Genomic DNA, 12671 nt, shown 5'->3' on the forward strand with positions numbered 1-12671 from the left:
AGCCCGTGCGCTCCGTCACTCCGGGGATTCCCGGGCGTCCGCGTCACGATGACGTGGGCCGTCGTTCGGCCGCCCGGTTCAGCCCTCGCAGTTGAGCACCGCGACGGCTTCCACGTGGTGCGTGTTCGGGTACAGATCGAATGCCTCGACGCCCTCGATCCGCCAGCCCCGGCGCCGCAACCGCCCCAGGTCCCGGCCGAGCGCGGCGGGATCGCACGCGACGTACACGATCGTGCGCGGTGCGGCACGGTCCACCGCGGCCAGCACCTCCTTGGCCGCACCGGCGCGCGGCGGGTCCAGGACGACGACGTCCGGGCGCGGTGGCCGCGGTGTGGAACCACGACCCCGCCGGGACGACGCCGCTGCGGCACCCCGGCCCCGGTGCCCACCCCGCCCGCCCGGTCCAGTGAGCACGCGCGCCACGTCCCCGCGCACGCTCGTGACGTGCGGGGCGCGGGCGAGGTTGTGGGCGGCGTCCGCGGAGGTCACGGGCGAGCCCTCGACCGCGAAGACGCACCCCGTGGGGCCCACGGCGCGCGCGGCCACCGCGGTGAACAGACCGGCGCCGCTGTACAGGTCCCACACGCTGTCCCCGGGGCGCAGACCGGCGCCGTCCAGTACCGCGCGCGCGAGGGTCCCGGGAGCGCCGCGATGGATCTGCCAGAAGCCCGTGGGACTTATGCGCCAGCGCAGCGGCTCGGGATCGGTAGCGCCGGGCAACTCGAGGGTCTCCTGGACGTGGTCGGTGCCCGCCCACAACTGGGTGTCCCGCTCGTGCGGCGAGCGCGCGGTGACGCTCACCCCGCGGTCCCCCGCCCATGCGCTCAACCGATCCCGCAGGGCGGTGACCTGCTCCGGCGCGGCATCCGGGCGCAGCCCCACGTGCAGCAGCGGTGCCGCTCCCCCTGCCGGCGCGGCGACGTCCACGCGGGCCGCACCGGGGTACTCCAGCGACCACGGGGCCAGGGCGCGGATCGCGTCCGTGGCCAGGGGCATGTCCGTGACGGGACCGAGCTCGGTGCTGCGGTGGGGGTACATCCCGGGTGTGCCGTCGGGGGCCACGTCCAGGTGCAACCGGGTGCGCCACCCGGTGCCGTCGGGGCTCTCCCCTGCGACGGGCTGCACCTCGCCGTCCCAGTCGTGGCCGGCCAGGTGGCCCAGTTGCTCGGCGATCACGTGGCGTTTGAGTTCGCGCTGGGTCGTCAGATCCGCGTGCCCGAACTCGGCCCCGCCCAGCGGTGACCGGTCCGCGCCCGCTGCGACGAGCGCGTCCGCCTGCTCCCACGGGTGTACCTCCCGGCGCCCGGGGACGGGTTCGAGCACGTCCGTGACGTCAGCGCGCCAGAACGACGCCGCGGGGTCCCGGTCGGTGAGCCGCACCCGAACCAGCTCCCCCGGCAGCCCGTGGCGCACGAAGACCACGCGCCCCTCGTCCGTGCGGGCCACCACGTGGCCGCCGTGGGCCACGGCGCCCAGGCGCAGCTCGAGGTGATCGGGGGACTCGGTCATTCGTTGTTCTCCGTGAGTCGTAGTTCGCGCACCGATTCGAGGTGCCAGGGTACGGAGGCGATCATGACTCCGCGTTCGTAGTGCAGCCGCGTCCGCAACGGGCGGATGGCCTGGTTGTGCAGGAAGCGTTCCCATCCGCGGCCCACCACGTACTCGGGCAGGTACACGATCACGAGGTCCCGCGGGGACTTGCGGCGGATGCCGCGGATGTGGGCGACGACGGGTCCCACGGTATCGCGGTAGGGCGAGGCGAGGACCGTGATGGGTACGGGGATCTCCAGGGCCTCCCACTGCTTCACGATCTGTTCGGTGCGCGCGCGGTCCGTGTCCACCACCACGGCCTCGAGGCTGGACGGACGGGAGGCCCGCGCATAGGTCAGGGCGTGCACCACGGGCTTGCGCACCGAGGTGACCACGATGATCGAGTGCACGCGGGACGGCAGGGCCCGCACCCCCGAGTTTTGGTGCACCTCGAGTTCGGTGTCCACCGAGCGGTAGTGGTGCCCGATGGCGCGCATCAACACGGTGATCAGGGCGATCGCGACGATCGTGAGCCACGCGCCCTGGGCGAACTTGGTCACGAGTACCACCACGAACACCGCCGCGCACGCGATCAGGGCGATCACCGCCACGGCCCAGCGCCCGGCGATCCGGCGGTGCGGACTCTGCGACGTGCTCGTGCGGCGCACCCTGGCCCAGTGCCGCACCATGCCCGCCTGGGTCAGCGTGAACGCGAAGAACGCCCCCACCACGTAGAGCTGGATGAGCCCGTTGACGTTCGCGCCGAACACGATCGTGAAGACCGCCGCGACCACGGACAACAGGATGATGCCGTTCGTGAACGCGAAGCGGTCGCCCCGGCTCTGCAACTGCCGGGGCAGCAATGCGGCGGACGCGAGGCGTGAGGCCAGCACGGGGAAGCCCGAGTACGCCGTGTTCGCGGCCATGAACAGCACGCCCACGGTCACGAGAACGAGGATCACGAACCACACGGAATCCGCCCCCGCCACGGCCTGCGCGATCTGGCCCAGGATGGGCACCTGGTAGAAGTCGGGCTCCGGTGCGCGGCCGTCGATCAACAGTTGCCGCGCGGGGTCCATCACGACCACCGCGCCCGTGCGCCGGGTCAGGTAGAGCACCCCGAGCAGCAACACAGCGGACAGCGCTCCGAGCACCGCGAGCGTGCGCGCCGCGTTGAGGGCCTTGGGCTTGCGGAAGAACGGCACGGAGTGCGTGATGGTCTCCACGCCCGTCAGGGCCACGGCACCCGAGGAGAACGCGCGCAGCACGAGCATGGCCCCGGCCAGGCCCATGAGCCCGCCGTCCATGCCCGCGGCCGGGACGACGTCGTAGTCCGCCGACGGCGCGCGCTGCAGTGTTCCCGTGACGTCCTGGACGAAGCCCACGAGCACGAGGATCAGCACGACCCCCACGAACGCGTACGTGGGCACCGAGGACGCGCGACCCATGAATTTGAGTCCGCGCAGGTTGAGCAAGCCCACGAGCGCGATCCCCGCGACGGCCACGACCGTCTGGTGACCCACGAGCCACGGGACGGCCGCGGCGAGGTACTGCGCGGCGGCGGCCATGGACACGGCCACGACGAGCGTGTAGTCCACCATCAGAGCGGCACCCACCGCGGCGCCGGCGGGCCGGCCGAGGTTCTTGGACGCGATCTCGAAGTCCGCCCCGCCCGAGGGGTACGCGCGCACGTTCTGCCGGTACGCGGTGATGATCACCGCGAGCACGGCGAGAACCGCGAGGCCCACCCACGGGGACAGCAGGATCGCCGCGGAACCCGCGAGGGCAAGCGTCAGGACGATCTCATCCGGGGCGTACGCGACCGAGGACAGGGCGTCGGACGCGAACACCGGCAGGGCGGTGCCCTTGGAGAGCACCGTGCCCGCGGCGCGCTCGTTGTGGATCGGTTTGCCCACGAGCGCGCGGCGCAGCATTTGGGACACATACACGTGGGAACACGCTAGTCCCTCGGCCGGGCCTTGTCCCGTGCCGCGGGCCCTATGCTGTGGCTCATGGCGCATTTCGTGATCATGGGCGTGGGCCGGGTGGGGATCACCCTCGCGCACGCCCTCGAGGACTCAGGGCACACGGTTGCCGTGATCGACCAGGACGACCGGGCGTTCCGCAAACTGCGACCCTCGTTCAGCGGCAAAAAGGTCACGGGCCACGGCTTCGACCGCGAGGTGCTGCAACGCGCGGGGATCGCGGACGCCTACGCGTTCGCCGCGGTCTCCTCGGGGGACAATTCCAACATCATCGCCGCGCGCGTGGCGCGGGAGACCTTCAAGGTCAAGCACGTGGTCGCCCGGATCTACGACCCCACCCGCGCGGAGTTCTACCAGCGCATGGGCATTCCCACGGTCGCGTCCGTGCGCTGGAGCGCGGACCAGGTGCTGCGCCGCATCCTGCCCGAACACGCCATCACGGGTGACTTCCGGGAGGCCTCCGGTCGCCTGCAGCTCGGGGAACTGCCCCTGGACGACGCGTGGTCGGGACTGCACCTGGACCGGATCGAGGAGGCCGCCGGTGTGCGGGTCGCGTTCGTCACCCGGTTCGGGGAGGGCATCCTGCCCGCGAGCGACACGAGCTACCAGCAGGGGGACATCGTGCACGCCATGATGCGCGTGGAGGACGTGGAACGCGTGGCCCGGGTGCTGTCCCGACCGCCGTCGGACGAGGTCATGGAGGCCGTGGCGCTCGCCGCGACCCCTGGGACGCGGGGGCGTGACTGATGCACGTGGTGATCGTAGGCGGAGGGTCCGTGGGATCCTCGATCGCTCGGGAACTGGTGTCGCACGGCCACGACGTGGTCGTGGTGGACGCCACCGCGGAGGTGATCGGGCGCTCCAACCTGCGCGGTGCGCAGTGGGTCGTGGGGGACGCGTGCGATCTCCAAGTCCTGCAACGGGCGCGCGCGGAGGAGGCGGACGTGGTCGTGGCCGCGACCGGTGACGACAAGGCCAACCTGGTCGTCTCGTTGCTCGCGCGCAGCGAGTTCGGGGTGCCCCGCACCGTGGGGCGTGTCAACCACCCCAAGAACGAGTGGCTCTTCGACGACGCGTGGGGCGTGGACGTGGCCGTATCCACCCCGCGGTTGATGACGGCGCTCGTGGAGGAAGCCGTGGAGGTGGGCGACGTCGTGCGCCTGCTGAGCTTCCAGACCGGCTCGGCCACGCTGTCCGCCTACACGGTGCCCCGGGAACACCCCGTGGTCGCGAGCACCGTGACCCAGGTGCCGTGGCCCCAGGACGTGGCGCTCGTGGCGATCCTGCGCGACGGCGTGCCGATCGCACCGTCCGGCGACGACGTCCTGGAGAGCGGGGACGAGCTGTTCTTCATCACCACGGCGGAGGGTGAGGACCAGTTGCGGGCCATGTTCACCACGGCCCGGGACGTCAACCTGCAGGCTGCTCGCGGCGAGGGCGGCTCCACAGCCATGCCACCCACAGCACAGCGGCGTACAGCGGGGCCCCCATGACCAAGCGCGCGATCCCGAGCGCCGTGACGTTCTCCGCGACGTACAGCGGGACCTGCACGAGCAACCGGGTCGCGAACATCGCGATGAGCAGACCGTTGACCCGCTGATAGGCCACGCGCCGCAGCGGGTCGCGGCGCCATTCCACGGATTCACCGCGCACGTAGCCGAAGACGACGCCCAGCAGCGGCCACCCAACAGCCGCCGAGATGCTCAACAGGACCAGCGCCGCGACGTTCGTGATGAACCCGGGCACGTAGTAGTCCAGCGCCTGCCCGCCCGCGCGGGCGAACAGCGTGCACACTCCCACGCCCATGAGCCCGGCGATCGCCTGGGTCACGGTCTGGCGCTGCGCCAGCCGGAGCACGGTGAACACGGCGGCCGTGCCCAGTGACGCCAACAACGCCGGGACCAACTCCCCCGTGAGCACCACGCACGCGAGGTACACGAGTCCCGGGAGGATGGATTCGATCACACCGCGCCAGCCGCCCACGGCGCTGAGCACGTCCAGTTGGCCGTTGGCGTCCCGGCGCAGGCCCGAGCGCCGGGCGAGATCCTCGGCGGCGCGGCCCATGCGGTCGCCCGCGCTCTGCGGTGCGGGGTCCGTCGGGTCCGGCGGGGACGTCATCGCACGGCCTTCTTGGGGGTGATGATCTCGTAGCGCGGATTATACATGGTGGCCACCCCGTCCGGGAAGCACACCACGGCGAGGCAGCGCAGCTTGGTGCCGGCGGTGACGCCCGGGACCACGTGCTGACCGTGCCACAGCAGTTCGAGCGTGCACGGCTGCGCCTCTGGGCTCGTCACGCGCAGCAGCGCCCGGTAGTACGGCGGCGCGGCCACGGGCGCGATCGTGACCTCCACGACCACGCCCTCCACGACCGCACGGCGCCGCTGCCGCGCCCTATGCTCCGGGGTCAGGTCCTCCGCGTGGGCCTCGGGTTCGGCGACGACGTCGATCGCGCCCGTGAGCGGGTTGTTGACCACCCGGGTCAGCCGATCTCGGTAATCTCGGGGCCGCGCCGCGGCTCCTGCACCGCGGCGCCTGGCTCCGCCGGGGTCCGCCCCGCGTCCTCGTCCGCATCGGTCGGCGCGCCCGCGGGGTGCACCTCGGCGTCCTCGGGGACCGTGAGCGCGAGCAGGTCGCGCGGCGGGTGCGGGTCCTGGCCGCGGACGACGACGAGCCCGCGCACGGCGTCATCGAGCACCTCCGCGGTGGGCCCGGGCAGCGCGGCGTCGCCTGTGTAGACGCAGCGCAGGAACCAGCGCGGACCGTCGATGCCCACGAAGCGTGCGAGCCGGAACCCGTTCTCGCCGGAGGGCGTGACGCCCGCGAACTGCGCGTTGACCTGCATGCCCAGGGGACCGTCGGAGACCGTGGGGTCGCCCCCGTCCCGCCGCAACCCGGCCACGAGCTCGGCGCGCACCTCGTCCCACAGCCCGGAGGACTTGGGGGCCGTGAAGACCTGCACCTGGACGGAACCGCCCCCGAAGTCCATGTTCACGGCCCGCGGCACCCGGTCCCGCGGATCCAGCTCGACGCGCACGTCCACGCGCGCGACCGGCTTCAGCAGCAGAGCCCCGAGATCCAGGTACTCGGCGCGCTCACCCGGCATCTCGCTCTCGTCCCACGGGCCGTTGGCGCGAGGATCCGGCGCGTCCTGGTCCGGGGCGGCCTCGGTGGCAGCCGACGCGGTCGTGGACTCGGTCGGTGTCTGCTCCGAGGCCTCGCGGTTGCGCTTCTTACGTCCGAACATCAGTTGCTCCAAGAGTGGGTGGGGAATCTGCGGGGGCGAGGGCCGGCGATCAGTGGGCCCCCGTGGACCCGAATCCGCTCGCACCGCGCTCGCTGTCGGGGAGTTCGGTGGTGAGCTCGAAGCGGGCGGTGACCACTTCCTGGATCACGAGCTGGGCGATCCGCTCACCGCGGCGCACCGTGTAGCTCTCATGCGGATCCGTGTTGAGCAGGCACACCTTGAGTTCGCCACGGTAGCCGCTGTCCACGGTGCCCGGTGCATTGACCACGGTCAGCCCATGCTTGGCCGCGAGCCCGGAGCGCGGGTGCACGAGACCCACATACCCCGCGGGGATCGCGAGCGCCACCCCTGTGTCCACGAGCGCGCGCCGACCCGGGCCGAGTTCGACGTCGTGGCGGGCGCGCAGGTCCGCCCCGGCGTCACCGGGACGTGCATAGGCGGGGGCGGGCAGGTCCGGGTCCAACAGATGCAGGGCCACGGTCACCGCGGCCGACTCGCTCATTTCGGTCACAATGCCCCACTGTAACGCGCGGGCCTGACGGCGCGGACGCGGGCGGCGTCCAGGGGGAATGTGTCAAGGTGGGGGCATGAGTTCCCACCCAGATTTCGGGGCGGCCGCGGCGTCCTCACCCGCAGAGCACCCGTCCCACGCCCAGGAGAACGTCCGAGCGGACGTGCAGTACGAGGAGAAGCTGATCGTCGCGTGGTGGGTATGGCTCATCGTGGTCTTCGTGGGCGCGGCCGGATTCGTGGCCGTGGCACCCATCAGCATCGCCGTGGGCGTGATCGTGGCCGTGGTGCTGATGGTCGTGATCGGGCTCGTGCTGCACCTGGGGGCGCCGAGCATCGTGGTCACCGACCAGGACCTGCGCGTGGGCCGGGCGTACATCGAACGGCAGTACGTGGGCAATGCTCGTCCGCTGGTCGGCGCCGAGGCGCGTGCTGCGCGCGGACCCGACCTGGACGGGCGCGCCTTCATGAACTTCCGTGTGTCGATGCCGGACCTGTGCCGGATCGAAATCGTGGACCCGGTGGACCCCACCCCGTACTGGCTCACCGCGACTCGCCACCCCGAGCGGTTGGCCGAGGCGATCAATGCGGGCTCCCGTTCGGCGGGTAACCGCGGCGACCGGGTCTGACGAGCACGATCACGGACGAGCAGAAAGACGACGGGCGCTCACCCGAGGGTGAGCGCCCGTCGTCATGCGGTCGTGGACCCGGGGCTCAGCCCAGGCACTCGTGGCAGTACTTCACGCCATCGCGCTCCTCGGCGAGCTGCGAACGGTGGCGCACCAGGAAGCACGAGCCACACGTGAACTCGTCGTCCTGGGCTGGGAGCACCACGACGGACAGTTCCTCGTTGGAGAGGTCCGCGCCGGGGAGCTCGAAGCTCTCCGCCGCGGTGGCCTCGTCCTCGTCAACGCTTCCGGACTGTTGGTCCGACCGCCGGGACTGGAGCTCCTCGATGGAGTCTTCCTTGAGGTCTTCGTCCTGCTTACGCGGTGCGTCGTAGTCTGTGGCCATGTGTCTATCCGCTCCAACCGGTCTTCACGAAAATCCCTGCGAAAAACAACTCCCGAGCGCTCTACCCCCGGGCCGTGTCGCGTAGATTGTTCACCATGGGCGCGGAAAAAGCCAGTGGCGACGCCGAGGTTTTCTCGCAGAGCAAGATTTCCACCTCGGGCGGTGGATCCGCTCGTCCGGATGACACACGCGGTGCCCGTGCGGGTGGCCGTCCCCCCGGTCCCGGACGGCGCCCGGGCGTGCCACTACACTGACGCTACGAGCGCGCCGAGCGCACCCCGGATCGCGTGGTGCCCCCAACGGCGAGGGAAGGACAGCATGGAGCAGTTGCGCCTGGTAGGAGTGCACGACGACGGTGAGCACCTCATCGTGGAGACCCCCGATTCGACCCGGTACCGGCTGAAGATCGACCAGCAATTGCGTCAGACGATCCAGCACGCGCGCCGCAAGCGCCCCTCTCATGGGCGCGGCGGAGGGTCCTTCGGTCCGCGTGACATCCAGGCCCGCTTCCGCGCCGGCGCGAGCGTCGAGGACGTCGTGGCCGAGTCCGGGTGGGAGGCCGAACGCGTCAAGCGGTACGAATGGCCCATCCTGGCCGAACGCTCCCACGTGGTCGCCGAGGCGTGCCGGGTCACGGTCTCCGGGACCAACCCCTCCCACGAGGGCTACCGTTCCGTGTTCGAGGGCGAGCCCCGTACCCTGCGCGAGACCGTGGACGAGCGTGCCGCCGAGCTCGGGGTGGACCGCTCGTCCTTCGACTGGGACGCGTGGTTGCGCGAGGACCAGTTGTGGACCGTGCAGCTGAGCTTCTCCGCGGAGGACGCCTCGCAGGACGCCCCGGACATCCCGGGTCCCGCCCAGTGGAGTTACAACCCCGCGAACCGGACCGTGCGTCCGGAGAACGACTGGGCGCACGCGCTGGGTCAGGAGCACCAGGAGACCGGCCCGCTCGGCGCGGCCGCCCACGCGCTGCCCCCCGCACCCACCGCGACATTGCGGCAGTTGCAGCACGAGGCGAGCCAGGCGGACGACCTGCTCGACGTCCTGCAGTCGCGCCGCGGACGGCGGATCGGCTCGGACGAGGCGGGCGACGACCGGCTCGCGGAGATCCTCGGCCGCGGCATGGGTCAGGTGGACCAGCGCCCGCGCCCCATCGACGCCCCGGAGGACTCCACGGTGTTCGACCGGCCCATCCAGCCGGCCGCCTCGCAGGTCGCCGAGGCCCAGGCACTCGCCCAGGACGACGGGATCGAGATCGTCGACGATTCGACCCCCCTCGCACACGACGACGCCGCCCCCTCCCGGAACGCAGCTGCCCCCGCCGTGCCGTTCGGGAAGGGCTCGTACGACGACTCCCCCGCAGCCTCCCGGAACGAGAACGTCCCCTCCGCCGTCACGGACCACCAGCCTGCGGATTGCATTTCCGAGGATTCCGCGCCTGAGGACTCCGGGTCGGAGAACTCCGGTGCGGACGAACACGCGGCCACGGAGACCGAAGCGCGCGACACCACGTCGGATAGCGCGTTCGCCGTCGACGCCTCCGGCACGGCCACGGACGTGGCGGACGACGACGAGCCCGCTGCGCAGGACACCGACGAACCGGCCCGTTCCGGCGATGCGGGCACCACGGACGAATCGGGATCGAGCGACCGTCCCGCCCCGGGCCCGCGGGGTCGCACCCCCAAGGCCAAGCGGTCCTCCGTGCCGAGCTGGGACGACATCGTCTTCGGGGCGAACCGGTCTTGACGTCGGCGCTGCGCTCTCACGAGCGGTTGTGCGCGGGGAAGCCGGCACGCGGTAAAGTCACGTGAACGCACCGGGCCCGGGGAGAACACGGTCCGGTCGTGGACACGCACGGGCGATCTCGAGGGAATTTTTGCATGGGCAACTCCATCCAGGACGATTTATTCGGTGAGGACACTCAATCCCCCGAAGGCACCGCGACTCCGGCCCGCTCGGGTGCCCGGCGGTACATGGCCCCCGTCACGCTCGGTGGTGCGGCCCTGCTCGTCCTGGTGGGTGTGGGGGCCGTGGCTTTCACCGGTTTGTCGGGTTCGTCCGACGACGACCCCGCGAACTTCGCGACCGAGTCCCCCACCGTGACCCCCTCCCCCACGCCGAGTGCCACCCCGAGCGTATCTCCGACGCCGTCGCCGCAGATCACGCCGTTGGTGCCGCCCTCGAGGCCCGCGGAGCAGTACTACGTGCCCGCTCCGCCCCCCGTGGTTCCCGCACCCCCGGTCGCTCCCGCACCGCCCGCCGCGCCGGTACCCCCGGCGCCCACGAGCACCCCTCGGCCCGTTCCGTCCACGGCTACGCCAGAGCCCACGAAGAGCCAGGCACCGGAACCGACCCGCGCACCTCGGCCGCCCCAACCACCGGCGCCCACGCGGCCGGCGGCGCCGACCGTCGATCCGGACCCCACGCAGAAGGGGACTAAGCCCGCGCCGATCACCACACCAGGGAAGGGACAAACCTCTCCTGGTCGGTGAGCGACCCGTGCTGGCCCACCATGGCCAGGGGCCGGGTTCCCTGTCGGGAGACGTCGTACAGGGCGATGTCCTCGCGGGCCAGCACCCACACGTCGCCTGCTCGTTCGAGCAATCCTTGATCCGGCTCGGGACCGAAGTACCCGTGCGCCGCAAGGTGCTGCTTGGTGGCCACCCACACGACGTCCCCGTAGTGCGCGCTCCAACGGCTTGCCAGTTCTTCCGGATCGGTGTCCGCGTCCGTGTGCAGTTGCACCGCCCGGGGCTCACCCGCGGTGAGCCGCACCCCGGCCATGAGCTCGGGGACCGCACTGTAGTCCACGCGGTGCTCGGGGGCCACGTCCACCATGCCATGGTCCGCGGTGAGGATCACCCGGGTGTTGGCGGGCAATTTGGTCACGAGCCGCTTGAGCGCGGAATCAAGTTCCTCGAGGGAGCGTAACCAGTCGTCCGAGCGCCACCCCGCTTTGTGACCGGTCTTGTCCAGCTCGTCCCAGTAGAAGTACACGAGCCCGCGCCTGCCCTCCCGCAGTTGCTCGAGGGTGCGCGCGGTGCGGGCGTACACACCGTGGGCGCCCACGAAACGGCCACCACGCAGCACGGCCTTCGTAAGGGCGGAGGACTCGAAGCGTGGTGAGCTCACCGTCACGGCGTCCGCGTGCTGCGCGGCGCGCTCCAGGACCGTGGGCTCGGGTTGCCAGGCAAGCGGGTCCACGTCCGAGGGCCAGTTGCCGAGCATGTTGACCACGCGGTCGGAGGCAGGGTCCACGACGTCGTAGCCGAGCATACCGTGACGCCCCGGTGTGGCTCCGGTGCCCAGGCACGAGAGCGAGACGGACGTGGTCGTGGGGAACGCGGCGTCGAGCTCGCCGAGTGACTGGGCCGCGCGCAGGGTGGGCGCGTAGCTCGCCGTCTCCCTCAGCAAGCGCGAGCCGAGACCGTCCACGAGCACCACCACATAGCGTTGCGCGGACGGCAAGCTGAGGGCGTTGCGGAAACCGGGGATGCCCAGGGCCGCGGCCGCGGAACCCATGACCTCCGCGACGCTGTGCGAACCGTAGCGCGGCGCACGCGGCAGCTCCGGGGCGGCGGGATCCTCCACATTCACGCGTTGCGCCCCGAATCGCGGCCGTTGAACCGGTGACCGAACCGCGGTCGCGGTGCCGGCGGTTCGGGACGGGCCGCGGTGGGGTGCTGCGGCGGGGACTGCGCGATCTGCGCGCCGGAATCCGTCAGCGGTGCCACATTGGCCCGGCGCAGCGTGCGCGCGAACTCGCGAGCGCCCTCCACGGCCTCCTGCCCGTCCGCCTCGGAGCTGATGCGCATGACCACGTCCTCGCTCGCGGCAGTGCCCGTGTAACCGTGGTCCGCCTGGCACTCGGGGTCCTCGCACATCGCGGGATACAGCTCGAGCTGTTGGGTCCCGGTCCAGCTCACGGCCAGGTTCAGCTCCATGATCGCGGTGCCCGGGACGTAGTTCTGCGGCTGGTGGTACGCGTAACTCAGCGTGACCGAGCGGATCTGGGAGATCGGCACGGTCTCGGACGAGACCCGAGCCACGGTGTCCGAACCGTTCTCGTCATACTGTTGGTCGTCCACGTGCGTGATGTGCAGGACGTCCTCCGCGAGCACGAGGGCCGTGATGTGCCGGTGCAACTCCGTGTTGGTGAAATGGGTTTCCAACTGCACCAGGTGGGACACCGGGCGCCGCCCGTCCAGGGAGTCCATGACCACGTCCGTGACCAGTTGCGGATAGAAACCCGCCTTCTCGATGTCCTGGACCAGGCGCGATCCATCGGGTGCTGAGTATGTCATGGCGCCATTGTCCTCCACCGCGCCGCCCGGGGCACATTGCGACCCTCCGCGGTCCGGCACACGGCGTGACCCTCCGCCGCC

Annotated in this window: 13 protein-coding genes; 4 read left to right on the plus strand and 9 right to left on the minus strand. The window is 71.2% G+C overall.

Annotated features, from left to right (window positions below):
• Positions 1–78 precede the first annotated feature (78 nt).
• Positions 79–1509, minus strand: coding sequence for a class I SAM-dependent RNA methyltransferase (locus Q9R22_RS09575; protein WP_131333049.1), 1431 nt, complete (start codon positions 1507–1509; stop codon positions 79–81).
• Complete coding sequence (locus tag Q9R22_RS09580) at positions 1506–3464, minus strand: APC family permease (RefSeq protein WP_131333943.1); 1959 nt, start codon at positions 3462–3464, stop codon at positions 1506–1508. The genes Q9R22_RS09575 and Q9R22_RS09580 overlap by 4 nt, the downstream gene beginning before the upstream one ends.
• Positions 3465–3542: 78 nt before the next feature.
• Here Q9R22_RS09580 and Q9R22_RS09585 point away from each other — a divergent pair, with 78 nt between their 5' ends.
• Positions 3543–4262: a TrkA family potassium uptake protein gene (locus tag Q9R22_RS09585; RefSeq protein WP_064846787.1), complete on the plus strand. Its 720-nt coding sequence runs from the start codon at positions 3543–3545 to the stop codon at positions 4260–4262.
• The gene (locus Q9R22_RS09590; RefSeq protein WP_131333050.1) at positions 4262–5008 is read left to right on the plus strand and encodes a TrkA family potassium uptake protein; all 747 of its coding nucleotides are present in this window, start codon (positions 4262–4264) and stop codon (positions 5006–5008) included. Before Q9R22_RS09585 ends, Q9R22_RS09590 begins: the two co-directional genes overlap by 1 nt.
• Here the strand turns inward: Q9R22_RS09590 and Q9R22_RS09595 are convergent.
• The 4 genes from Q9R22_RS09595 to dut are packed head-to-tail and all read right to left on the minus strand — an operon-like array spanning position 4926 to position 7264.
• Complete coding sequence (locus Q9R22_RS09595) at positions 4926–5633, minus strand: DUF3159 domain-containing protein (protein WP_131333051.1); 708 nt, start codon at positions 5631–5633, stop codon at positions 4926–4928. The genes Q9R22_RS09590 and Q9R22_RS09595 overlap by 83 nt on opposite strands.
• A complete protein-coding gene (locus Q9R22_RS09600) occupies positions 5630–5992 on the minus strand; it encodes a hypothetical protein (protein WP_131333052.1) in 363 nt (120 codons plus the stop codon). The genes Q9R22_RS09595 and Q9R22_RS09600 overlap by 4 nt, the downstream gene beginning before the upstream one ends.
• Before the next feature lie 5 nt (positions 5993–5997).
• A complete protein-coding gene (locus Q9R22_RS09605; RefSeq protein ID WP_131333053.1) occupies positions 5998–6762 on the minus strand; it encodes a DUF3710 domain-containing protein in 765 nt (254 codons plus the stop codon).
• Positions 6763–6811: 49 nt separating this feature from the next.
• Positions 6812–7264 carry a dUTP diphosphatase gene (dut, locus tag Q9R22_RS09610; RefSeq protein WP_131333054.1) on the minus strand — a complete coding sequence of 151 codons (453 nt, stop codon included), beginning with the start codon at positions 7262–7264 and terminating at the stop codon, positions 6812–6814.
• Positions 7265–7349: 85 nt separating this feature from the next.
• On the opposite strand from dut, the gene Q9R22_RS09615 reads away from it, so the two are divergent.
• Entirely contained in the window at positions 7350–7901 is a 552-nt protein-coding gene (locus tag Q9R22_RS09615; RefSeq protein ID WP_242670429.1) for a DUF3093 domain-containing protein, read from the plus strand.
• Positions 7902–7986: 85 nt separating this feature from the next.
• Here Q9R22_RS09615 and Q9R22_RS09620 read toward each other — a convergent pair whose 3' ends face one another.
• Complete coding sequence (locus tag Q9R22_RS09620) at positions 7987–8286, minus strand: DUF4193 domain-containing protein (RefSeq protein WP_064847393.1); 300 nt, start codon at positions 8284–8286, stop codon at positions 7987–7989.
• Positions 8287–8604: 318 nt separating this feature from the next.
• Here Q9R22_RS09620 and sepH point away from each other — a divergent pair, with 318 nt between their 5' ends.
• Positions 8605–10032 (plus strand): septation protein SepH, encoded by a 1428-nt coding sequence (gene sepH / locus Q9R22_RS09625; protein ID WP_131333055.1) that lies wholly within the window; start codon positions 8605–8607, stop codon positions 10030–10032.
• A gap of 705 nt (positions 10033–10737) precedes the next feature.
• Here the strand turns inward: sepH and Q9R22_RS09630 are convergent.
• Together Q9R22_RS09630 and Q9R22_RS09635 are read right to left on the minus strand one after the other, a co-directional pair.
• The gene (locus tag Q9R22_RS09630; RefSeq protein WP_131333945.1) at positions 10738–11808 is read right to left on the minus strand and encodes an alkaline phosphatase family protein; all 1071 of its coding nucleotides are present in this window, start codon (positions 11806–11808) and stop codon (positions 10738–10740) included.
• Positions 11809–11879: 71 nt separating this feature from the next.
• The gene (locus tag Q9R22_RS09635; protein ID WP_035961403.1) at positions 11880–12590 is read right to left on the minus strand and encodes a DUF5998 family protein; all 711 of its coding nucleotides are present in this window, start codon (positions 12588–12590) and stop codon (positions 11880–11882) included.
• Between the last annotated feature and the right edge of the window lie 81 nt (positions 12591–12671).

The organism is Kocuria sp. PD6 (genome assembly GCF_031844145.1).
GTDB lineage: Bacteria > Actinomycetota > Actinomycetes > Actinomycetales > Micrococcaceae > Kocuria > Kocuria marina.